The following is a 22957-nucleotide window of genomic DNA, read 5'->3' on the forward strand; positions in this document are numbered from 1 at the left end:
ACCGCACGGCTGTCGACACGAGGACTTTCGCATATGGACACATCGATTGGCCGCCGCAACATCCTTGCGCGCATCCGAGCGGCGCAAGGCCGCGAGCCTGAACCGTCCGCGTCCGAGCACGAGGCCGCGGCGGACTATCTTGCGCGCCATCCACAAGGGCCGCGCCCGGACATGCCTGCGGATCTGACTGTGCGTTTCATTGAAGAAGCGCAGAAAATGGCGACCACTGTCGATACGGTCACGTCGCTCGCCGACGTGCCGGCTGCGGCGCATCGCTATCTCGCAGAACACGCGTTGCCGTTGGAGGCCATCGCTTGGCGCACGCTGGAGGATCTGCGCTGGAACGACGCGGGTCTCGCCGTCGAATTTCGCAAACCGAAAGATGGCGACGTCGTAGGTCTGACCGGCTGTTTCTGTGCGACTGCCGAGACGGGCTCGCTCGTCCTGCTCTCCGGGCCGGACACTTATGCGTCAGCCGGCCTGCTGCCGGAAACGCACATTGCAATCGTGCCGGCTTCGCGCATCGTGGCGGGACATGAGGAAGCGTTCGCGCTGATCCGCAGCGAGCGGGGCGAGTTGCCGCGTGCGGTGAACTTCGTTTCGGGGCCTTCGCGCACCGGCGATATCGAACAGACTATCGTTCTTGGCGCGCATGGGCCGTATCGGGTCCATGTGATCGTCGTTCTCGGTGCCTGAGCGAAAGGGCCGCTGTTTCTCAACGCGCGCGTGACTGCCCGCGGTGTCCGTTGCCATTTCAGGAATAGAAGGACCTTCAGCATATGACTAGACGTGCCGTGCCGATGAGCATGGTGCTCGTGGCTGCATTGACGCTAACGAGCTGGCCTCAACTTGCGTGCGCCGCCACACTCGACGGCGCATCGCTTTCCGCGCTATGGGGACTGCCCTTCGCCGGCATGCTGCTCTCGATTGCCGTGTTTCCGCTGGTCGCGCCGGCTCTCTGGCATCACCATTTCGGCAAGATCGCGGCCGCGTGGGCGCTGGTGTTTCTCGTGCCGTTCGCGTTTGCGTTCGGCGGGGGCATTGCGTTCGGCACGCTAATTCATGCGTTGCTCGAAGAATACATTCCGTTCATCGTGCTGCTCACCGCGCTCTACACGGTGGCGGGCGGCATCTGTGTGCGCGGCAATCTGCACGGCACGCCGCGCCTGAACACGACGATCCTCGCGCTCGGCACGTTGTTGGCGAGCGTCATGGGCACGACCGGCGCGGCCATGTTGCTGATCCGTCCGTTGCTGCGCGCGAATGACAATCGCCGGCACGTTGTCCACGTGGTCGTGTTCTTCATTTTTCTTGTGGCGAACGCGGGTGGTTCGCTGTCGCCGCTGGGCGATCCGCCGCTTTTCCTGGGCTTTCTGCAGGGCGTCAACTTCTTCTGGACTACCACGCATCTCGCGCTGCCGATGCTGTTCGTGTGCGGCGTGCTGCTAATCGCGTTCTATTGCCTCGACTCGTACTATTTCCATCGGCGCGAAGAAGAGCGCTCGCGTTTTCTGGACCCGACACCCGACTCGCCGCCGCTTGGCATCGACGGGAAGATCAATTTCCTGTTGCTCGGCGCGGTTGTCGGGCTCGTGCTCATGAGCGGGCTGTGGAAGCCGGGCGTGAGCTTCGATGTGCTCGGCACCCATGTCGCTTTACAGAACGCCGTGCGCGATGTCGCGCTCATCGGCGTCGCGTTGCTTTCGCTTGCATTGACGCCGCGTGCGGCTCGCGCGGGCAACGACTTCAACTGGGCACCGATCGAAGAGGTCGCTAAGCTCTTTGCCGGCATCTTCGTGACGATTGCGCCCGTCATCACGATACTGCGCGCGGGCGAGGCCGGTGCGTTTGCTGGCGTCGTCCATCTGGTCAACGATTCCGCGGGACGGCCGCACGACGCCATGTACTTTTGGGCGACGGGCCTGCTATCTTCGTTTCTCGACAATGCGCCGACGTACCTCGTGTTCTTCAATCTGGCCGGCGGCGATGCATCGTCGCTCATGACAACAGGCGCGACCACGCTCGCAGCGATTTCGGCGGGCTCCGTATTCATGGGCGCAAACAGTTATATCGGCAATGCGCCGAACTTCATGGTGAAGGCCATCGCGGAGTCGCGCGGTGTACGCATGCCGAGCTTTTTCGCTTATCTCGGCTGGTCCGGGGCGGTATTGCTGCCGCTTTTTCTTGTCACCGGCTGGCTGTTTTTCTGACACTGAGCTTGATGCCGAGGCCGTCGAACTCGACACGCTATACGGAGAATTGCAATGCAGAAGATACTCGTCGCCCGTCCGATTTTTCCCGATGTGATCGAACGGCTCAAACAGTATTTCGACGTCGACTGGAATCAGGGCGACGTGCTGTCCGCAGAAGAACTGAAGCGCCGCCTCGCCGACAAGGACGGCGCGCTCACTGCGGGCGACCCGGTCGGCGCTGACGTTCTCGCCGCTGCGCCGCGTCTTCGCGTCGTATCGAATATGGCGGTCGGTTACAACAACTTCGACATGGCGGCGTTCAACGCAGCCAACGTGCTCGGCACCAATACTCCGGACGTGCTCAATGAGTCGACCGCGGACTTCGGCTGGGCGCTGATGATGGCCGCGGCTCGGCGCATCGCCGAGTCCGAGCACTGGCTGCGCGCGGGCAAGTGGCAGAAGTGGGCGTATGACGGCTTTCTCGGCAGCGATCTGTACGGCTCGACACTCGGCGTGATCGGCATGGGCAGGATCGGCCAGGCGCTCGCGCGGCGCGCGCGAGGCTTCAACATGCAGATCATTTATCACAACCGCTCGCGCGTCGCGCCCGAGATCGAAGCTGAGCTGAATGCCGGCTATGTGTCGAAGCACGACCTGCTGCGGCGCGCCGATCATGTGGTGCTCGTGCTGCCCTATACGAAGGAGAGTCATCACACGATTGGCGCCGCCGAACTCGCGCTGATGAAGCCGACTGCAACGCTGACCAATATCGCGCGCGGCGGCATCGTCGACGACGCGGCGCTCGTCGAGGCGCTGCGCTCGAAGCAGATTGCCGCGGCCGGCCTCGATGTCTTCGAAGGCGAGCCGAACCTGAACCCGGATCTGCTGAGCGTGCCGAACATCGTATTGACGCCGCACATTGCGAGCGCAACGGAAGCGACGCGCCGCGCAATGGCTAACCTCGCCGCGGACAATCTGATCGCCGGTCTTGGCGAGGGTCCACGCGCCGGCCGGCCGTCCAATCCGATCAACGCCGAGGTCATCGGCCGGGCGCGTGCATGACGACGATTCTTGTCGCGACCGTCGCAGTGCTCGCGGTTGCCCTCGTGCTTACTGTGGTCCTGCTGATGCGAGGCAACAGCCGCGCTAACGAGCACGAGCAGTTTGAAATGCTGAACGAGCGTATTGATGCCGCAGCCGATGCGCAGGCGCATGCGTACGAGCGCCTGGAGCGGCAATTACGCAATGACATCGCCGAGACGGCACGCGTGTCGCGTACCGAGCAGAGCAGCGGCTTCGCGCATTTCCAGCAGACGCTGGCCGCGCAATTCAGCAGCATGACGACGGTGCAGGGCGGCAAGATCGACGGATTCGCGCAGCAGCTCGACGCCGTGCGTCACAGCCTCCAGCAGCAGGCACAGCAGGCGCGCGACGAACAGGGGCGCTCCCTCAAGCAGTTCGGCGACACGCTCAGCCAGCAACTCGGCCAGCTGACCGAGGCGAACGATCGCCGTTTCGCCGAGGTTCGCGCGACCATCGAGCAGCGGCTGAAGGACATCGAGGCGAACAATGCCAGCAAGCTGGAGGAAATGCGCCGCACTGTCGACGAAAAACTGCACGCCACGCTCGAACAACGTCTTGGCGAATCGTTCAAGCTCGTGTCCGACCGGCTCGAACAGGTGCATCGCGGTCTAGGCGAAATGCAGACGCTCGCGGCCGGCGTCGGCGATCTGAAGAAAGTGCTGACCAACGTAAAGACGCGCGGCACGTGGGGTGAAGTGCAATTGGAAGCGTTGCTAGAGCAACTGCTCACCGCAGATCAATACGCAAAGAACGTGGCGACGGTGCCGAAGAGCGCGGATCGCGTCGAATTCGCTATCCGCTTGCCGGGGCGCGCAGAGGTAGGCGAGGCAGGCAGTCCATCCTCGCCCGTCTGGCTGCCTATCGACGCCAAGTTCCCGCGTGAAGACTACGAGCGCCTGATCGATGCCCAGGAACGAGCCGACCCTGTCGCGGTGGAAGAAGCTTCGCGCGCGCTCGAAGCGCGGATTCGCGCGGAAGCACGCACGATCGCCGAGAAGTATGTGTCGCCGCCGCACACTACCGATTTCGCGCTGCTATTCCTGCCAACCGAGGGTCTCTACGCGGAAGTGCTGCGTCGGCCGGGTCTGTCGGATCTGCTGCAACGCGATTACCGCGTGACGATTGCAGGCCCCACCACGCTGACCGCGTTGCTCAACAGTTTGCAGATGGGTTTTCGCACGCTTGCCATCGAACGGCGCTCGAGTGAGGTGTGGCAAGTGCTCGGCGCGGTGAAGACGGAGTTCGGCAAATTCGGCGACGTGCTGGCAAAGACAAAAGTGCAACTGGAAACGGTCACGCGTTCGATCGAGGCGGCCGAGACGCGCACCCGCGCGATGAATCGCAAGCTGCGCGATGTGGAGGCGCTGCCGGGCGAAGAGGTGAATGGTCTGATAGGCGGCGCGTTGCCGGGCGTCGATCCGGACGAGCAATGAGGCAGTAACGCAGTAACGCTGGCTGACGCCGCGCGTGCGCGTCAGCGGTCCGCGCCGGCCGGGTCCGCAGGCGCGGAGTCAGTGGCGCGGAGCGGGGCACGCATCAGGCTTCTTCCGGTGCGTCGGTCAACTGGATTTCAATGCCGCCGAAACGCGAGGCAACCCAGTTGTATGCGTGGCATGCGATCCACAGCAGGATGAAGCCGAGAATCGCATTCAACAGCAGCGCGCTGAACACCGTGCTCAATTCGACTGAACCGTAGCGCACGAACGCGACCAGCACGCCGAGCAGCACGATCGGCACGGAGAACGTCAGATAGACGAGGATGAGTGCTTTGGCCGTCTGTCCCGGTGCAATGAACGAGATCTGTTTTTTCATGTAAGTCAAACCCGCATGTCGTAGTGGTAAGGGTAAAGCTAATATGACCGTGGATGAAAGCGCCGCAAGGCAAAAGCGTTAGATCAAGCCGTGGAACAGCATGATACTTACGCGTTCACCCTCGGCAATATCGCCTTCTTCATGGCCGAGCACGATAAAACAATTGGCCTCGCTCATCGAACTCAATACGCCGGAGCTTTGCGAGCCTGTCGGCGTGACTTGCCACTGGCCGCTCGCATTCTGCACGGCTATGCCGCGCTGGAACTCCGTGCGCCCTGCGCGTTTGCGGATTGGCCGCAGGCTCGCCGCGTGAATCAGCGGCAGCGGCTGCGGCGTGGCGCCCGACATGAGCAGCAGCACCTCGCGCACGATCTGATAGAACGTCACCATCACGGCAACCGGATTGCCCGGCAGACCGAAGAATAACGCAGGCAGCCCAAGACCCGGCCGCTCGCCGGACCATACGCGGCCAAACGCGAGAGGTCGGCCTGGGCGCATGGCGAGGCTCCAGAACGCGACGTCGCCGAATGTCTGCAACAACTGCCTCGTGAAATCCGCCTCGCCGACAGAAACGCCGCCCGAGGTCAGCACCACGTCCGCGCTCGCCGCGGCGCTGCGCAGAGCGGCCTCGAGAGCGGCGGGTTCGTCTCGAATCACGCCGAAATCCAGCGTGTCCACATTTAGCCGCCGCAACATGGCAAAGAGCGTATAGCGATTGCTGTCGTATACCGAGCCCGGGTCGAGCGGCTCGCCCAGCGAGCGCAGTTCGTCGCCGGTTGAAAAGAATGCGACGCGCAAGCGCCGCCGAACATTGATCTCGCCGATGCCAAGCGAAGCCAGCAAGCCGAGGTCGGAGGCGCGAACTACGCGGCCCGCGCGCAATGCGGCATGGCCACGAGCGAGATCCTCGCCGGCCAGGCGCCGGTTTGCTCCGGGCTGGACCGCATCGGCTGCAAACCTGATCGAAGTGGAGTCGGCGCTGCGTTCGACCAGTTCCTGCGGCACTACCGTGTCGCAGCCTTGCGGCACGCATGCGCCGGTCATAACCCGCACGCATTGCGCCGCTTCGACGCGGCCCGCGAACGGATGCCCCGCCAAAGCCTTGCCCACGACGCTCAACTCGACCGACGGCGCGCCGCTCGTCAATGCAGTGCCGTTGAACGCATAGCCGTCCATCGCGGAATTGTCGTGCGACGGCACGTCGATCGGCGAAACGATGTCTGAGGCCAGCACGCGGTCGAGCGCATCGCGCAAGGCCACGCGTTCGACGGTAGCAACCGGCGTGGCCCACTGGCGAGTAATCGCCTGAGCAGCCGAAACGGGTAGCGCGTGAGGATCGTACTGCGCGACGCAGCGGGAAAATTCGTTATGCGTGGTCATGAAGGGCTGGACGTCGCGGCCGGCGGCGGGAGCGGCGCCGGCCGTGCGGCGGAGCGGGATTTCAGCCGGGGCCCCGATGACGGTCGAGGTCGGCGAGTTCTTGTAACGAATTGATATTGTAAAACGCGTGCTCGTCGGTAAAGGCGACTTCCACGGTCTTGTGGCGCGCGTACCACGCGCGAACCTTGCGCTCGCCGGCTGCCAGAAAGGCCGCGAGGTCCGCGGCGAGACCGGTGCGCAGCAGCGCGAAAACCGGATGGAGCGATACGTTGCCGTCGGCGTCCGCGGTGGTGACGGTGGCAATGTCGGCCGCATTTGAAGCAAGCGACTGCGCAAGGCGTGCGGCAAGCTCGGCGGGCAGCCAGGGCGTGTCGCACGGTGCGCTCAGCACGTATTCGCTACGAGCCGCGCGCAGACCGGCGAGCAAACCGGCCAGCGGTCCCGGAAATTCGGGCAGCGTGTCGGCGACAATCTTTGCGCCGAACGGTGCGCCGAGTACAGCATAAATGTCGGGGTGACGATTGGCGCTGATGAGGAGCGCGCCCGTCTGCGGCGCAAGGCGCTTCAGCACATGGGCGGCGAGCGGTTCGCCGTGCAGCGTTTGCAGGCCTTTGTCGGCGCCACCCATGCGCGTGCCGCGCCCACCCGCGAGCAGCAGGCCGGTGATCTGTTCGCGCGTCGGTTGGCGGGTTTGCTGCATGACTGCCGATCAGCCGCCGATGTATGACATTTCAACGCGGCGCGCATCCCGCTCGCGTGGGTCGGCCGCATTGCTGCCGCGCAATTGCGAATAGCGGTCGCCGCGCCCTTGCCAGATTTCTGCGACGGCAGTTGCAATCTCGGCGTCGCTTGCCCCGCTGCGCAGCAACGCGCGCAGATCGTGGCCCGCCGACGCGAACAGGCACAGATACAGCTTGCCCTCGGTCGAAAGACGCGCCCGCGTGCAGCTCCCACAAAACGCGCGGGTCACGCTGGAAATGACGCCGATTTCACCGCTGCCATCGACGTAGCCCCAGCGCTGCGCTGTTTCGGCTGCACTGTGCGCTTCAAGCGGTTCAAGCGGGAAATGCTCGGCGATGCGCGCGATCACGTCCGCCGACGGCAGCACCTCGGACATGTTCCAACCATTGGACGTGCCCACGTCCATGTATTCGATAAAGCGCAGCACCGCGCCCGAGCCTTTGAAATGGCGCGCCATCGGTACGATTTCGCTGTCGTTCGTGCCGCGCTTGACCACCATGTTGACCTTTACGGGCGCGAGGCCCACGGCATGCGCGGCGGCAATTCCTTCAAGCACGTCGGCCACCGCGAAGTCCGCGTCGTTCATGCGGCGAAACAGCATGTCGTCGAGCGCGTCGAGGCTGACGGTTACGCGGGTGAGGCCCGCGTCCTTGAGGCTGCGCGCTTTGCGAGCCAGCAGCGAGCCGTTGGTAGTCAGCGTCAGATCGAGCGGCCCGCCGGCCGGCGTAGTCAGCTGCGCGAGCCGCTCGATCAGAAATTCGAGATTCTTGCGCAACAGCGGCTCGCCGCCCGTCAGGCGAATTTTCTCGACACCATGCGCGACGAAGAGCCGCGCGAGCCGCTCGATTTCCTCGAAGCTCAGCAATGCGCTGTGCGGCAGGAACGCATAGTCCTTGTCGAATACGGCGCGCGGCATGCAGTAGACGCAGCGGAAATTGCAACGGTCCGTCACCGAAATGCGCAAGTCGCGCAACGGGCGCGCGAGCGTATCGTGCAGCACGCCGCTAGGCGTCTGCGTCGGGCCGGAAATGACCGGCGCCGCGCTGAGGTCGGCAACAGGGATGATGCGTCGGGACATGAGTTGCTTGCGTTGTGCCAAACGGGGAAGGCGAGTTCTTTATTCTATCGGAAATGCCTGTAACAGCAGGGCGATGCACGCGGTGTCGGGGTTTACGGGGAGGGCGCCCTGCAGGTACGGGCAATGGATTTCCGCGCGCAAAAAACAAAAAGCCCGCCGGTGAGGGCGGGCTTTCGACGCGGCGTCGCAAACTTACTGCGAGTGCTTGCCGGTTTCTACTTGTTGCATCGGCGCAGTGTCGAGCGGCGGCAAAGGCTTGCGCTCACGCACGACGCGCGGCGGTTTCACCGTCTGCGCGGCCGCTTCTTGCGCTGCGCGCAGCTTGTCGGCGTCTGTATTGACCCAGACGAGACCGGCTTGCTCCAGCACCGGCTTCAGCGCTTCAGCCGAGACGCCGCCATTGAACGACGCCCGGGACGGCGCCGGCACTTGGGACGCCTGCGGCGCCGAAGCGGCTTCCGGCGCGGCTTCCGGTGCCGCGGTTGCGACAGGCGTCGGCTCGACAGCTGCCGATTCCACAGCCGGCGCGACTGCTGCGACGACTGGTTTCGGCTCGACGATCTCCACTTGTGGCGCGGGCTCAGCGGCCGGCGCTGCGATCACTTCCGCGGGAGCGGCCGGAGCGTCAGGTTCGACCGGAGCCGGCGCGGTTTGCGCTTCGATTTCCGGCGCGGCAGCCGCAGGCTCTTCACGAACGACCGGTTCCACCAGCGACACCGTCTCCGCCGCGGCAGGTGCGGCCTGCGCCGGTTCGACCGGCGTCGCGGCTTGGGCAACGGACGTTTGCTCGACCGGTTCAACGGCGGCCGGAGCAGCCGGTACTTCGGCGACTGGCACGACCGTTTCCGTCTTCGCGGCCTTCTCGGCAGCGAGAGCCGGCGTTTCAGTTGCGGCGTGGAGTTCCGTGACGACAGCCGTCTGCGTTGCAACAGCGGCAACGACGACTTCCACCGGCGCCACTTCCTTCGCTTCGCGGATTTCGTTCGCTTCCGGCTTCGCTTCCGCCTTTGCTTCCACCGGCTGATGCGCGGTGCGTACCGGTGCATCGTCGCTCACGTTGACGTTGTCGCCTTCCGCTTCCGCGACGTCCGCAGCCAGGTTGCCGTTCACGTCTTCCTCACGCTCGCGACGACCGCCGCGACGGCCGCGACGGCGACGACGACGCTCTTCGCCCTCACGCGCCACTGCTTCCTGATCGACCGGCGCAGCGTTGTCAGTAACCGCGGTCTGGTTTTGCGCCAGTGCCAGTTCTTCCGCGGTTTGGGCCTCTGCCTGCGTCAATGCATCGGCGGTTTCTGTCTGCTGCTTGCGGCGCTCGCCGCGCTCAGCGCGTTCGCCGCGTTCACGGCGCTCGCCGCGCTCCTGGCGTTCGCCACGCGGTGCACTTTCCACTGCTTCGGCACGGTCGCCGCCGCGGTTGTCGCGGTCGCGGTTTTCACGGCCTTCGCGTGGTTCACGTGCTTCCCGCGGCTCGCGGCCTTCACGCGCTTCACGGTTGCCGCGCGGTTCGCGCGGTTCACGGCCTTCGCGCACCTCGCGGCCTTCGCGCGGCTCGCGTTCCTCACGGCGCTGCGACGGCTGCTGGCCTTGACGGCCGCCGTTCGCAGCTTCGCCACGTGCTGCCGCATCGCCACGTGCTGCCCCATCGCGGCCACCCGCGCCACTCCGGCGATTACGGTTGCGATCGCCGCCGCGTTCGCCGGTGCGCTCACCGCGCTCCGACCGTTCGCCACGTTGCGGACGCACCTGCTTTTCGGTCACTGCCGGTGTAACGGGAGCAGGCGCCGCCGGCTGCATGCCGAACAGATTCTTCAACCAGCCGATGAAGCCGCCGCTCGCCTGCGTCACCGCGACCGGAGCCGGTGCTGCAATCGGGCGAACCGGCGCGCTCGGCGCCGGCTTCTCGGGCGTGATGCCCTTGACCGCCGCTTCCTGCTTCGGCTTCACTTCTTCAGTGCGCTTGCTGTAGCCGGTTTCCGACTCCAGCTCGCGAGCCGCTTCTTCGGCCATCTTCCACGAAGCGAGCGGTTCGTCGAGGCGCGCGTCGTCGTGACGCAGACGCTCCAGCTTGTAATGCGGCGTATCGAGGTGCTTGTTCGGCACCAGCACAACGTTGACCTTGAAGCGCGATTCGATCTTGTTGATTTCCGAGCGCTTTTCGTTCAACAGGAAGGCCGTCACTTCGACAGGCACCTGGCAATGGATTGCCGCGGTGTTTTCCTTCATCGCTTCTTCCTGAATGATCCGCAGCACTTGCAGCGCGGACGATTCGGTGTCGCGGATATGGCCCGTGCCGTTACAGCGCGGGCAGGTCACGTGGCTGCCTTCCGACAGTGCCGGGCGCAGACGCTGACGCGACAGTTCCATCAGGCCGAAGCGCGAGATCTTGCCCATCTGCACGCGCGCACGGTCGTGCTTGAGCGCGTCTTTCAGGCGCTGTTCGACTTCGCGCTGGCTCTTGGCCGACTCCATGTCGATAAAGTCGATCACGATCAGGCCGCCCAGGTCGCGCAGACGCAGCTGGCGCGCGACTTCGTCGGCGGCTTCGAGGTTGGTGCGCGCGGCCGTTTCCTCGATGTCGGCGCCCTTGGTGGCGCGAGCCGAGTTCACGTCGATCGCGACCAGTGCTTCGGTGTGGTCGATCACGATGGCGCCGCCCGACGGCAGCGGCACCGTGCGCGAGTACGCCGTTTCGATCTGGTGTTCGATCTGGAAACGCGAGAAAAGCGGCACATCGTCGTGATACCGCTTCACTTTGCTGACGTTGTCCGGCATCACGATATCCATGAAGGCGCGCGCCTGGTCATGAATTTCGGTGGTGTCGATCAGAATTTCGCCGATATCCGGCTGGAAATAATCGCGAATCGCGCGAATCACAAGGCTCGATTCAAGATAGATCAGCATCGGCTGGCCGGCCGAGCCGCTTTGCGACGCAGCTTCGATTGCGCGCCACAACTGCATCAGGTAGTTCAGGTCCCACTGCAGCTCTTCGGCGCTGCGGCCAATGCCGGCCGTGCGCGCGATGATGCTCATGCCTTCCGGCAATTGCAGCTGCGCCATCGTTTCGCGCAGTTCCTGACGGTCATCGCCTTCGATCCGGCGCGACACGCCGCCGCCGCGCGGGTTGTTCGGCATCAGGACCAGATAGCGGCCGGCGAGCGAAATGAACGTGGTGAGGGCAGCGCCCTTGTTGCCGCGCTCTTCCTTTTCGACCTGAACGATCAGTTCCTGGCCTTCCTTCAGCGCGTCCTGGATGCGCGCGGAGCGCATATCGACGCCGTCGCGGAAATACTGGCGGGCGACTTCCTTGAACGGCAGGAAGCCGTGGCGGTCTTCGCCGTAGTTGACGAAACAGGCTTCGAGCGACGGCTCGATGCGGGTAATGATGCCCTTGTAAATATTGCCTTTGCGCTGTTCGCGCCCGGCGGTTTCGATGTCGATGTCGATGAGTTTTTGCCCATCGACGATGGCGACGCGCAGTTCTTCCTGCTGCGTCGCATTGAACAACATGCGTTTCATGGAACGGCTCCAGAGCGGCTCGGCCGGCGCGCATCGCTTCGCGGTTGTCAGTCGCGAGGGGAAGCGGGCAACGGCAGACCGCGCCTTATTGTGTTTTCACAAGCACGCTGGAGCGGGAAGAATGGCGGGAGAATTGCCTGAGAGGGCCCGGCTCCATACATGAAGGAGCACGGTGCCGCAGGGCACATGCGAACACGGCTTCAAATAACGACCCGACACGCCGCGGGTTATGCCAGCAGACCTTCATAAGCCTTTCGTCCCCTCTCGCCGGTGCGCCAACTGGGCGCGTGACCGGAGGGTCGAAGGCTGCGGTCATGCCGCAACGGGAAGTTCGCGCAAGCGGCGCGTCTTTTCCTGCTGGGGGTGTCTCGCCTCATTTTGACGTCGCCAGGTCTTGTACTTTCTACAAGACCTCATCGGCGCACGCCGTATTTTCGCAACCTGCAGCTTCGTACAGCAGGGCGAAAGACGCCCGATATCGAAGCTGGAAGTTAAATTCTTTTTTACCAAATTTCCGTTACCGTCGAAGCCGACCTTGACCGAACGCGCCTGTGGGCGCCGTCCCTGCCGGGCACTGACTTCGTGCGTGCAACTTGTTGCATCTCATTTTCAGGGTGAGCAACCAGACCCCGGCGCAAGTAAAATAACGATTTACGCTTGCACCTGCGCAGTCCGCCCGAATTCCGGACACTGCGCCGGCCGCCGCAGACTGCTGGGCAAATTATATTCAGAATGAAAGAGTTAGGCAAAATATCCCAGAAATCGGTAACAAGCGCGGTCGCAAGCGATCAGGTCTCGATGATCGAGATCGACGACAGCGCGGCCGGACAGCGCATCGACAACTTTCTGTTGCGCGTGTGTAAAGGCGTGCCCAAGAGCCACATTTATCGCATTCTGCGTAGCGGGGAAGTGCGCGTGAACAAGGGCCGGATCGACGCGCAATACCGGCTCGAACTCGGCGATCTTGTACGCGTGCCGCCCATCCGCGTCGCGCAGCCTAATGAGGCGGTCGCTCACATTCCGGTGCCAAGCGCCGAGTTTCGGACCATTTTCGAAGACGAGCACCTGCTGGTGATCGACAAACCGGCTGGCGTTGCGGTTCACGGCGGCAGCGGCGTCGCCTTCGGCGTGATCGAGCAGATGCGCGAGGCGCGGCCGCAGGCGAAATTCCTCGAACTGGTGCATCGGCTGGATCGCGAAACGTCCGGCATCCTCATGCTCGCGAAGAAGCGTTCGGCGCTCGTGAATCTTCATGACCAGATTCGCGAGAACCGGATGGATAAGCGCTACTATGCGTGCGTCCACGGTGAATGGGCGAGCGACTGGGGCCGCCGCCGGGCCGTCAAGGAGCCGCTGCACAAATACCTGACCGCGGACGGCGAGCGGCGCGTACGCGTGCAGGCCGACGGCCTCGCGTCGCACACTGTCTTCAATCTGATCGACCGCTGGCCCGACTATGCGCTGCTCGAAGCGGAGCTGAAAACGGGGCGCACACATCAGATTCGCGTCCATCTGCAGCATCTGGAACTGCCGATCGTCGGCGATGCCAAATACGGCGACTTCGCGCTGAACAAGGCGCTCGCCCGCGCGAATGCCAAGCCAGGACTGAAGCGCATGTTCCTGCACGCTTACCGGCTGAAGCTCACGCACCCGGCAACCGGCGCGCCGCTGCAACTGGAAGCGCCGCTGCCGGCGGAATGCCGCAATTTCATAGCGCAGCTCAACGAATTACGAAATGGGTCACACCCGGAGACGGCACCGCATGGCTAGAGAGCAATTTGATCTGATCGTCTTCGACTGGGACGGCACGCTGATGGATTCCACCGCGCACATCACGCGCAGTATCCAGGCGGCCTGCCGCGATCTCGGTCTGCCGGTGCCCGCTGATGAAGCGGCGAGCTATGTCATCGGCCTCGGCCTGCGCGACGCGCTGCAAATCGCCGCGCCCACGCTCGATCCGAGCGACTACCCTCGGCTCGCCGAGCGCTACCGGTTCCACTATCTGGTGAAGGATCAGACCACCGAGTTGTTCGTCGGCGTGCGCGAAATGCTGCAGGAACTGCGCGATCAAGGCTATTTACTGGCGGTGGCGACGGGCAAGAGCCGGGTCGGGCTCAACCGCGCGCTCGATCAGGTGCGGCTGACCAGCCTGTTCGACGGCACACGCTGTGCGGACGAGACGTTTTCCAAGCCGCATCCGGCCATGCTGCACGAATTGACGCGCGAACTCGGGCAGGACCCGGTGCGCACGGTGATGGTCGGCGACACGACGCATGATCTGCAGATGGCGATCAACGCCGGAGTCGCCGGTGTTGGCGTGACTTACGGTGCGCATCCGGCTGGGTCGTTGAGCGCGCTGTCGCCGAAATACGTTGCGTCTAGCGTCAGTGCGCTGTCCGGCTGGTTGCGAGAAAACGCATGAGCACCGGCACGACTGAAGGCGGGGGCGGCGCCGCTGCGCAGGCGGTGCGCGTGTGCGCGTCCGAGGAACTCGTGGATGGCAGCATGGGCGTTCGGCGTGCTGCCAGAATCGGCGCGGACGAAGTCGTGGTGTTCTTTGTTCGCTACGACGGCCGCGCCTACGGCTATCTGAACCGCTGCGCTCACGTTCCGATGGAGCTGGACTGGGCAGAGGGCCAGTTCTTCGAATCGTCCGGCTTATACTTGATGTGCGCCACGCATGGCGCGATCTACGCGCCGGATACGGGCAAATGCGTAGGCGGTCCATGCCGCGGTGGCAGGCTGCGGGCCCTCCATGTAGACGAGCGTGATACGCCCGAAGGCCGGGCCGTTTTCTGGCTTCCTGACGGCGAACTGCAACCCGCCGCGTCCTGATCTGCTTTTTGATCTGTCTTCCTCGAATATTCCACTGCACGCATGTCCGACAATTTGACGCCTGAAACAAAAGAACCACCCATTAGCGGCCGCAGCCGCGTTTCCGCCGATGAACCCGGCTGGGAACGGGCGGCGCTCGAGCGCATAGCGCTCGCCGCAATCAACGAACAGCGCGCCGCTCGCCGCTGGAAAATTTTTTTCCGCCTGCTGTTTCTCGCTTTGCTTGGGCTCGTGATCTGGGCGGTGTTCATTTTTTCTGGCGACAAGCTGGCGGCCACGGGCCGTCACACAGCGTTGATTGCACTTGACGGCGAGATATCCGCCGACACGAACGCGAACGCGGAAGACATCGGCACAGCGCTGGAAAGCGCGTTCGACGACACCGGCACTGCGGGCGTGATTCTCCGCTGCAACAGCCCCGGCGGCAGTCCGGTGCAAGCCGGCATCATTTACGACGAAATCCGGCGACTGCGCGCGAAACATCCGTCCATCCCGTTGTATGTCGTGGTTGGTGACATGTGCGCGTCGGGCGGGTACTACGCCGCCGCCGCTGGCGACAAGATCTACGTCGATAAGGCCAGCATCGTGGGCTCGATCGGCGTGTTGATGGATAGCTTCGGGTTTACCGGCCTCATGGACAAGCTCGGCATCCAGCGAAGACTGCACACTTCCGGCGAGAACAAGGGCTTTTACGATCCGTTCTCGCCGGAAACACCGAAGATGGATCAGCATGCGCAAGAAATGCTCGACCAGATCCACGGGCAATTCATCGACGCCGTGCGCCAGGGTCGCGGCAAGCGCCTGCACGAGACGCCGGACATGTTCTCTGGGCTTTTCTGGACCGGCCAGAAGAGTGTCGAGCTAGGTCTCGCCGACGGTTTCGGCGATGCCAACTACGTCGCACGTGAAATCATCAAGGCCCCGGACATCGTCGACTACACGGTCAAGGAGAGCATTACCGACCGCGTGGCGCGCAAATTCGGCGCGGCCGTCGGCAACGGAGCCGTGCACGCGATGGCGCTCGGCGGGAAGCTGAATTTGCGTTGACGGCGAGGCGAAAACCGGTCGCAACAAAAAGCCCCGCGCGATCTGACAGACCGCGCGGGGCTTTTTGTTTGCATCGAAACGGCCGGGAGCCGTTGGCGCTCAGGCCGCCAGTATCAGGAAGATTGCCGGCCGCTTGTGCAGGTCGAGCGCCGGTTTCTTCTTCCAGTCAGCTACCGTGTGACTGCGAATGGTTTCGCCGCCCAGCGTCAAATCCACCGCGACGCAAACAAGTGTCGACGGCGCGCAGGTTGCGAGCAACGTGTCCAGCAGCGCGCGGTTGCGGTACGGCGTCTCAATGAAGATCTGCGTCTGCTTGTCCTTGCGCGATTGCAGTTCGAGATCGCGCAGGCGCCTGGCGCGCTCGATAGCGTCGACCGGCAGATAACCGTGGAACGCGAAACTTTGGCCATTGAGCCCGGACGCCATTAGCGCGAGCAGAATCGAGCTCGGCCCCACGAACGGCACGACCTTGACGCCGCGTTCGTGCGCCCGGCGCACCAGCAGCGCGCCCGGATCGGCTACCGCCGGACAACCGGCTTCCGATACGAGGCCAGCGTCCGTGCCGGCCAGAATCGGCGCAAGCAGTTTATCGATCTCGCCGGCCGGCGTGTTGATGTTCAGTTCGCGGATCTCGATTTCCTGAATGGGCCGCTCAGTGCCGACTTTCTTCAGGAATGCTCGCGTGGTTTTCGCGTTTTCGCCGATGTAGTACCGAAGCGCCGCGGCTCGGGCGCGCACGGGGGCGGGCAGCACGGCGTCGAGCGCCTCCGCGTCGCCTTCGCCCAGCGTGTTCGGGATCAGATAGAGCGTGCCGTTCATGGCGCCCCCAATAGCGGATAGCCCGCTGTTAGCAGCATGTTCGACAGTGTTATTAGCGGCAGGCCGACGAGCGCAGTCGGATCGTCGGAATGGATCGCCTGGAGCAGCGCAATGCCGAGGCCTTCCGATTTGGCGCTGCCGGCGACGTCGTATGGCGTTTCGGCGAGCAGATAGGCTTCGAGCGCCGCATCCGGCAGTTCGCGGAATCGCACGCGGGTAATCACGTCGACGCTCTGAGCGGTTCGCGAGCGGCTGTCGAACAGACACAGCGCACTATGAAACAGCACCTCGCGGCCGCGCATGGCCTGCAATTGGGCGAGCGCCTTGTCGTGAGTGCCCGGTTTGCCGATCTGTAGGCCGTCGTAAGTGGCGACCTGGTCGGAGCCTATTACGAGGACGGCCTCATCGGCGCAAAGCGCTTCAGCCACCGCTCGTGCCTTTGCCTCGGCGAGCCTCAACGCGGTGGCGTCGGGCGTTTCACCGGCGCGCGGAGTTTCGTCGATCGCGGGCACCGCCACATCGAATGGAATGCGCAGGCGTTCGAGCAGATCGCGGCGATACGGCGAACTCGACGCCAGAATCAGGCGTGGCGGGCTTTTGGGGGAATCTGGCATGGTCGATCAACGGCTGGAAGGGCGGGGCGTACGAAGTTGCGCGCAAGCCGCGCTAGTACGGGCTTAAGTGTTTGACTCGAAAAGACAAAACGGATATGATTTTGGGCTTTTCATCGGTATGCTTGCGTCAGGCGGGCCTCGGTGTGAGCCGGAAGGTTGTTGCGGGTGTTGTTCGGGCGTGGCTGCGGTGTTGCCGCAATCGTGCAGTCTAGTGGCAATGCAATGGCATATCGCTGAAGTTTCGCGGGCTTCTCGCAGACTGATCTATTCCGTGACATAGTCGTGACTTAACCGGCGAAATCATTGCCGACGCAGGAGCGCACATGACTCAACATCCTGGCAAACCTGCAGGTCTGTCCGACCCGCATGAATTCGATCTGTTCGAATTTGCGCGGAGTGGGCGGCAGGCCGCGGGTGTCGTGCGCGTCTCGCAACTGCCGCGCATGTTAAACGAAGTCCCGGCAGAAGCGCCAGAGCGCGACACCGCGTTCACCTGGCAAGCCGAAGGGGCGACGCAGTCGGAATTGCAGGGCGACGGCACCGAGGGCCCTCAACCTTATTTGAGGTTGGCGATTCACGGCGCTGCATGGCTCGAATGTCAGCGGTGCATGACACCGTATTCGCAGCCGTTCAACGTCGACGCAACCTACCGGATCGTCAACACTGAGGCGGAAGCCGAAGAGTTTCCGCTCGACGAGGATGAAGTCGAAGTGATCGTGGGCTCGCGCCAGTTCGATCTCGTCGACTTGATCGAAGAAGAGTTGCTGCTTTCCTTGCCGCTCGTGCCCAAGCACGAGGTTTGTCCCGAGGTGCACGAGAGTCTCGTCTCGGGCGTGGCCGGTGCCGAAGGCGAGGGCGACGAAGCTGCGGTGGACGAAGCGGGCGAAGGCGGTGAGCCCGAGCGGCCGAATCCGTTTGCGGCGCTCGAAAGTCTCAAGCTCGGTGAGCCGGGCGACAAGAAGCATTGAACAGTTGCATGGGAGCGCGATGCGGGCGCATTGGCCATTCGGCCAATGGCGGACACCGGGTCGGGCTGTGTTAGAATTCGGAAAATTTTTAGGAGTTAGTCATGGCAGTTCAACAAAATAAGAAGTCACCGTCGAAGCGCGGCATGCACCGTTCGCACGATTTCCTGACGGCAGCGCCGCTGGCCGTGGAACCGAGCACGGGCGAAGTGCATCTGCGTCATCACGTTAGCCCGAATGGCTACTATCGCGGCAAGAAAGTCGTCAAGACGAAGAACGACTAATCGTCTCACTGCGTTGCGCCCAACGGCGTTCCGCGTGGCGATCAGCTCGCTTGACATTTTCCTGGCTCGGCAAAAAGGCGGCATTCGATTGCCGCTTTTTTGTGTCGATCGCAGTTGCAGCTTCAGCGCTTACTGCGATCCCACGCAGAGCGCCTGAAATTCGCCGCACTCCATGACAGTAAAGCTCACGATAGATTGCATGGGAGGCGACCACGGCCCGTCCGTGACCGTTCCCGCTGCCGTCAACTTCGTTCGTTCGCATCCCGACGCGCAACTGCTGCTCGTCGGCATTGAAAGTGCGATTCGTGCGCAGCTGAAGAAGTTGAAGGCTCAGGACCTGCCGGCGCTGACGGTGGTATCCGCTTCCGAGATCGTCGCTATGGACGATCCGGTCGAAGTCGCGCTGCGCAAGAAAAAAGATTCATCCATGCGCGTGGCGCTGAATCGCGTCAAGGAAGGCGAGGCGCAAGCCTGCATTTCCGCCGGCAACACCGGCGCACTGATGGCGGTATCGCGTTACGTGCTGAAAACGCTGTCGGGTATCGAACGCCCGGCCATTGCGTCCGCCTTGCCGAATCCCAACGGCTACACGATGATGCTCGACCTGGGCGCCAACGTCGATTGCGAACCGCAGCATCTGCTGCAGTTTGCGGAGATGGGGCACGCGCTCGTGTCCGCGCTCGAGGGCCGCGAGCGGCCCACCATCGGGCTCCTGAATATCGGCGAAGAAGTCATCAAAGGCAACGACACCATCAAACGCGCCGGTGAATTGCTGCGGGCCAGCACGCTCAATTTTCACGGCAATGTGGAAGGCAATGACATCTTCAAGGGCACGGTCGACGTGATCGTGTGCGATGGTTTCGTCGGTAACGTGGCGCTGAAGACTTCTGAAGGTCTCGCGCAGATGCTGTCGAACATCATCAAGGAAGAGTTCGGCCGTTCGTGGCTCACCAAGGTGATGGCGGTGCTCGCGTTGCCCGTATTGATGCGCTTCAAGAAGCGCGTCGATCATCGGCAATACAATGGTGCCGCGTTGCTTGGGCTGCGCGGACTGGTGATCAAAAGCCACGGTTCCGCGGATGCCTACGCGTTTGAGTGGGCTATCAAACGCGGGTATGATGCCGTCAAAAACGGCGTGCTGGAGCGCCTTGCGCAAGCGATGGAAGAGAACGCCGGTTCTCTTGAACAGGCAGCGCGCGACGCAAGCGGTGCGGGTCACGCAAGCCCCATCGCAGGCCAGCCGGCCGAGCCCTACGCTGCGCAATCCTCGAAGGCATAATGGCTCAATCGACAATTTATTCCCGCGTTATCGGAACCGGCAGCTATCTGCCGCCCGCGCGCGTCACCAATCAGGATCTCGCTGAGCGTCTGGCGAAGCAAGGCGTCGAAACGAGCGACGAATGGATCGTGGCCCGCACGGGTATTCATGCACGTCACTTCGCGGATCCCGATGTCACGACCAGCGACCTCGCGCAGTTCGCGTCGCTGCGTGCGATCGAGGCGGCGGACATCGACCCGCAATCCATCGATCTGATCATTGTTGCTACGTCCACGCCGGACTTCGTGTTCCCGAGTACGGCGTGCCTCTTGCAAAACAAGCTCGGTATCAAGAACCACGGCGCGGCTTTCGACGTGCAGGCCGTTTGCTCCGGTTTCGCTTACGCGGTGGCTATGGCGGACAGTCTGATTCGCGGCGGCCAGCATCGCACCGCGCTTGTCATCGGCGCGGAGACTTTCTCGCGCATTCTCGATTTCAACGACCGCACCACCTGCGTGCTGTTCGGCGACGGCGCGGGCGCGGTGATCCTGCAGGCGTCGGAAGAACCGGGCGTGCTGGCAAGCGCATTGCACGCCGACGGCAGTCATTCGAGCATTCTCTGCACGCCAGGCAATGTGAACGGCGGCGTGGTGGCCGGCAGCGCCTTCCTGCATATGGACGGGCAAGCCGTGTTCAAGTTGGCCGTCAACGTGCTCGAGAAGGTCGCGGTCGAGGCGCTTGAAAAAGCGAATCTTTCGGCTGACCAGATCGACTGGCTGATTCCGCATCAGGCCAACATCCGCATCATGCAGAGCACCTGCCGCAAGCTCGGCTTGCCGCAGGAACGCATGGTCGTCACGGTGGGCGAGCACGGCAATACGTCGGCTGCGTCCATTCCGCTTGCACTCGACGTCGCGGTTCGCGACGGTCGAATCAAGCGCGGCCAGAATGTGCTGATCGAAGGCGTCGGCGGCGGCTTCACGTGGGGCGCGTCGGTCATCCGCTACTGACAGCAGGCTGACTTCGAAGGGCGCGGTTCAGCACGCCCGCGCGCCGCGTGCTTTTCAGTTGCGCCCACCTCACATCCAACTAAGTCGATTTTGGGGACGATATGAAATTTGCGTTCGTTTTTCCCGGACAGGGTTCGCAATCGGTCGGCATGCTCAACGCTTTCGCCGACCACGCGATTGTGCGCGAGACGGTTCAGGAAGCGTCCGACGCGCTCAATCAGGACCTCGGCAAGCTAATCGCCGAAGGTCCGGCCGAAGATCTGAATCTCACCACGAACACACAGCCGGTCATGCTGACGGCGGCCTACGCGATCTACCGCGCGTGGCAGCAAGCGGGCGGCCACGCGCCGGCGCTCGTTGCGGGCCATAGCCTCGGCGAATACACGGCGCTCGTCGCGGCCGGCGCAATCGCGTTTCGCGATGCCGTGCCGCTCGTGCGTTTTCGCGCCCAGGCGATGCAAACGGCGGTGCCGGTCGGTGAAGGCGGCATGGCGGCGATTCTCGGTCTGGACGACGACACCGTGCGCGCCGTTTGCGCGGAAGCGTCGGCGACGGGCGTCGTCGAAGCGGTCAATTTCAATGCGCCGGCGCAAGTCGTGATCGCTGGCCACAAGGCAGCAGTCGAAAAGGCGTGCGAAGTGGCGAAAGCAAAGGGCGCAAAGCGCGCGTTGCCGCTGCCGGTTTCCGCACCGTTTCACTCATCGCTGCTGAAGCCCGCGTCGGATCAACTGCGCGAGTATCTGGCGAGCGTCAACGTTCAGGTGCCGTCGATCCCCGTCATTAACAATGTGGACGTCGCCATTGTCAACGAACCGGCGCAGATCAAAGATGCGCTCGTGCGCCAGGCGGCCGGTGCGGTGCGCTGGGTCGAAAGCGTGCAGGCGATGGCGGCTCAGGGTGTTACGCACGTCATCGAATGTGGGCCGGGCAAGGTCCTTGCGGGCCTGACGAAGCGTATCGACGGCAATCTGGTCGGCGCGTCCGTGTTCGATCCCGCTTCGCTCGAAGAAACGCTCAAGCTCGTAACGGCAGGCTGAGCGCTGCATCGCAAAGACAGCAACAGGCATCAGCAATCAATCAGCCCTCCGAAGGGCATTCGGACCGACAGATGGAAAAGAATCTCGACAAGCAGATCGCAATCGTAACCGGCGCCTCGCGCGGCATTGGCCGCGCCATCGCGATGGAACTCGCGCGCCAGGGCGCAACGGTGATCGGCACGGCGACCAGCGAAAGCGGCGCGGCGGCGATCAGCGAAGCGTTTAACGCGGCCGGCGTGAGTGGCCGCGGCGCGGTGCTCGATGTGAACGATGCGGCTGCTGCGGAAGCGCTGATCGACGGCACGGTGAAGGAATTCGGCGCGCTGCACGTACTCGTGAACAACGCGGGCATTACGCAAGACCAACTCGCGATGCGCATGAAGGACGACGACTGGGATGCAGTGGTCGACACGAATCTCAAGTCGGTGTTCCGTCTGTCGCGCGCGGTGTTGCGTCCGATGATGAAGGCGAAGGGCGGGCGCATCATCAATATCACGTCGGTGGTCGGCTCGGCGGGCAACCCGGGGCAGATCAACTATGCCGCGGCGAAAGCGGGCGTGGCAGGCATGACGCGCGCCCTCGCACGCGAGATCGGCAGCCGCGGCATTACGGTGAATTGCGTCGCGCCTGGTTTCATCGATACGGACATGACGCGCACGTTGCCGGAAGAGCAGCAAACCGCGCTGAAAACACAGATTCCGCTGGGCCGTCTCGGCAGCCCGGAAGATATCGCACACGCTGTCGCATTCCTCGCGTCGCCGCAAGCCGGTTACATCACCGGCACGACGATGCATGTGAACGGCGGAATGTACATGTCGTAACCAAATTCGGTTACTATCCGCGCCTTGATGCGTTTGCAAATGCGTAAGGCGTGCCTTGACAGCAACCTGATGCGCCGCTTTTTTGCCGGGTCAAACCTGATAAAATGCGCGCACCTGTATTTTTGAACTTCTTTCCCTTGGAGGGGTAATGGACAATATCGAACAGCGCGTCAAGAAGATCGTCGCAGAACAACTGGGCGTGGCCGAAGCTGAAATCAAGAACGAAGCTTCGTTCGTGAACGACCTCGGCGCCGACTCGCTGGACACGGTTGAACTCGTGATGGCCCTCGAAGACGAATTCGGCATGGAAATTCCGGATGAAGAAGCCGAGAAGATCACCACCGTTCAGCAAGCGATCGACTACGCTCGCGCGAACGTCAAGGCCTAAGGTCATTCGCGCCTGCGTTTCTGCGTTCGCGGCGTATGACGCCCTGCCGTGTCGGTTGCCGACGCCCGCGGGGT

22 protein-coding genes are annotated in these 22957 nt (G+C 63.1%); 15 read left to right on the plus strand and 7 right to left on the minus strand.

Features of this window, described 5'->3' with window-relative positions:
• The first annotated feature begins 33 nt into the window (after window positions 1-33).
• The 4 genes from F759_RS0136400 (at window position 34) to rmuC (ending at window position 4708) form a co-directional block, all read left to right on the plus strand.
• The gene (locus tag F759_RS0136400) at window positions 34-696 is read left to right on the plus strand and encodes a LutC/YkgG family protein (protein WP_027804060.1); all 663 of its coding nucleotides are present in this window, start codon (window positions 34-36) and stop codon (window positions 694-696) included.
• Between the two features lie 110 nt (window positions 697-806).
• A complete protein-coding gene (locus tag F759_RS0136405) occupies window positions 807-2210 on the plus strand; it encodes a sodium:proton antiporter (protein ID WP_244439015.1) in 1404 nt (467 codons plus the stop codon).
• Between the two features lie 54 nt (window positions 2211-2264).
• On the plus strand, window positions 2265-3254 hold the full coding sequence (locus F759_RS0136410) for a 2-hydroxyacid dehydrogenase (RefSeq protein ID WP_027804062.1): 990 nt from the start codon (window positions 2265-2267) through the stop codon (window positions 3252-3254).
• A complete protein-coding gene (gene rmuC / locus F759_RS0136415; RefSeq protein WP_027804063.1) occupies window positions 3251-4708 on the plus strand; it encodes a DNA recombination protein RmuC in 1458 nt (485 codons plus the stop codon). Before F759_RS0136410 ends, rmuC begins: the two co-directional genes overlap by 4 nt.
• Window positions 4709-4811: 103 nt before the next feature.
• Here the strand turns inward: rmuC and F759_RS0136420 are convergent, their stop codons facing one another.
• The 5 genes from F759_RS0136420 to F759_RS0136440 form a co-directional block, all read right to left on the minus strand.
• Entirely contained in the window at window positions 4812-5087 is a 276-nt protein-coding gene (locus F759_RS0136420; protein ID WP_006053283.1) for a hypothetical protein, read from the minus strand.
• Window positions 5088-5165: 78 nt separating this feature from the next.
• Window positions 5166-6467: a molybdopterin molybdotransferase MoeA gene (gene moeA / locus F759_RS0136425; protein WP_027804064.1), complete on the minus strand. Its 1302-nt coding sequence runs from the start codon at window positions 6465-6467 to the stop codon at window positions 5166-5168.
• Between the two features lie 61 nt (window positions 6468-6528).
• Window positions 6529-7167 (minus strand): molybdenum cofactor guanylyltransferase MobA, encoded by a 639-nt coding sequence (mobA, locus tag F759_RS0136430; RefSeq protein ID WP_027804065.1) that lies wholly within the window; start codon window positions 7165-7167, stop codon window positions 6529-6531.
• A gap of 9 nt (window positions 7168-7176) precedes the next feature.
• The gene (moaA, locus tag F759_RS0136435) at window positions 7177-8286 is read right to left on the minus strand and encodes a GTP 3',8-cyclase MoaA (protein WP_027804066.1); all 1110 of its coding nucleotides are present in this window, start codon (window positions 8284-8286) and stop codon (window positions 7177-7179) included.
• Window positions 8287-8478: 192 nt separating this feature from the next.
• Window positions 8479-11805, minus strand: a complete 3327-nt coding sequence (locus F759_RS0136440; protein WP_027804067.1) for an Rne/Rng family ribonuclease — start codon at window positions 11803-11805, stop codon at window positions 8479-8481.
• A 732-nt stretch (window positions 11806-12537) separates the two neighbouring features.
• Between F759_RS0136440 and F759_RS0136445 the strand changes: the two genes are divergently transcribed.
• The 4 genes from F759_RS0136445 to F759_RS0136460 are packed head-to-tail and all read left to right on the plus strand — an operon-like array spanning window position 12538 to window position 15687.
• Window positions 12538-13575: an RluA family pseudouridine synthase gene (locus F759_RS0136445; protein ID WP_027804068.1), complete on the plus strand. Its 1038-nt coding sequence runs from the start codon at window positions 12538-12540 to the stop codon at window positions 13573-13575.
• Window positions 13568-14227, plus strand: a complete 660-nt coding sequence (locus tag F759_RS0136450) for an HAD-IA family hydrolase (protein ID WP_027804069.1) — start codon at window positions 13568-13570, stop codon at window positions 14225-14227. Before F759_RS0136445 ends, F759_RS0136450 begins: the two co-directional genes overlap by 8 nt.
• The gene (locus tag F759_RS0136455) at window positions 14224-14640 is read left to right on the plus strand and encodes a Rieske (2Fe-2S) protein (protein WP_027804070.1); all 417 of its coding nucleotides are present in this window, start codon (window positions 14224-14226) and stop codon (window positions 14638-14640) included. Before F759_RS0136450 ends, F759_RS0136455 begins: the two co-directional genes overlap by 4 nt.
• A gap of 42 nt (window positions 14641-14682) precedes the next feature.
• Complete coding sequence (locus F759_RS0136460) at window positions 14683-15687, plus strand: S49 family peptidase (RefSeq protein WP_027804071.1); 1005 nt, start codon at window positions 14683-14685, stop codon at window positions 15685-15687.
• A gap of 99 nt (window positions 15688-15786) precedes the next feature.
• Here the strand turns inward: F759_RS0136460 and F759_RS0136465 are convergent, their stop codons facing one another.
• Both F759_RS0136465 and F759_RS0136470 read right to left on the minus strand, forming a co-directional pair.
• Window positions 15787-16506: an SAM-dependent methyltransferase gene (locus F759_RS0136465; protein ID WP_027804072.1), complete on the minus strand. Its 720-nt coding sequence runs from the start codon at window positions 16504-16506 to the stop codon at window positions 15787-15789.
• Window positions 16503-17120, minus strand: coding sequence for a Maf-like protein (locus F759_RS0136470; protein WP_027804073.1), 618 nt, complete (start codon window positions 17118-17120; stop codon window positions 16503-16505). Before F759_RS0136470 ends, F759_RS0136465 begins: the two co-directional genes overlap by 4 nt.
• 323 nt (window positions 17121-17443) lie before the next feature.
• Between F759_RS0136470 and F759_RS0136475 the strand changes: the two genes are divergently transcribed.
• From F759_RS0136475 to acpP, 7 genes are all read left to right on the plus strand, one after another.
• Window positions 17444-18088 (plus strand): DUF177 domain-containing protein, encoded by a 645-nt coding sequence (locus F759_RS0136475; protein WP_027804074.1) that lies wholly within the window; start codon window positions 17444-17446, stop codon window positions 18086-18088.
• A 101-nt stretch (window positions 18089-18189) separates the two neighbouring features.
• Entirely contained in the window at window positions 18190-18369 is a 180-nt protein-coding gene (gene rpmF, locus F759_RS0136480) for a 50S ribosomal protein L32 (RefSeq protein WP_006051932.1), read from the plus strand.
• A 172-nt stretch (window positions 18370-18541) separates the two neighbouring features.
• Window positions 18542-19648, plus strand: coding sequence for a phosphate acyltransferase PlsX (gene plsX, locus F759_RS0136485; protein WP_027804075.1), 1107 nt, complete (start codon window positions 18542-18544; stop codon window positions 19646-19648).
• Complete coding sequence (locus F759_RS0136490; RefSeq protein WP_027804076.1) at window positions 19648-20637, plus strand: beta-ketoacyl-ACP synthase III; 990 nt, start codon at window positions 19648-19650, stop codon at window positions 20635-20637. The genes plsX and F759_RS0136490 overlap by 1 nt, the downstream gene beginning before the upstream one ends.
• A 101-nt stretch (window positions 20638-20738) precedes the next feature.
• The gene (gene fabD, locus F759_RS0136495) at window positions 20739-21674 is read left to right on the plus strand and encodes an ACP S-malonyltransferase (RefSeq protein WP_027804077.1); all 936 of its coding nucleotides are present in this window, start codon (window positions 20739-20741) and stop codon (window positions 21672-21674) included.
• A 71-nt stretch (window positions 21675-21745) separates the two neighbouring features.
• A complete protein-coding gene (gene fabG / locus F759_RS0136500) occupies window positions 21746-22495 on the plus strand; it encodes a 3-oxoacyl-ACP reductase FabG (RefSeq protein WP_027804078.1) in 750 nt (249 codons plus the stop codon).
• A 148-nt stretch (window positions 22496-22643) separates the two neighbouring features.
• Window positions 22644-22883, plus strand: coding sequence for an acyl carrier protein (gene acpP / locus F759_RS0136505; protein WP_004197638.1), 240 nt, complete (start codon window positions 22644-22646; stop codon window positions 22881-22883).
• The last annotated feature ends 74 nt before the right edge of the window (window positions 22884-22957 follow it).

It is taken from the genome of Paraburkholderia dilworthii (genome assembly GCF_000472525.1).
GTDB lineage: Bacteria > Pseudomonadota > Gammaproteobacteria > Burkholderiales > Burkholderiaceae > Paraburkholderia > Paraburkholderia dilworthii.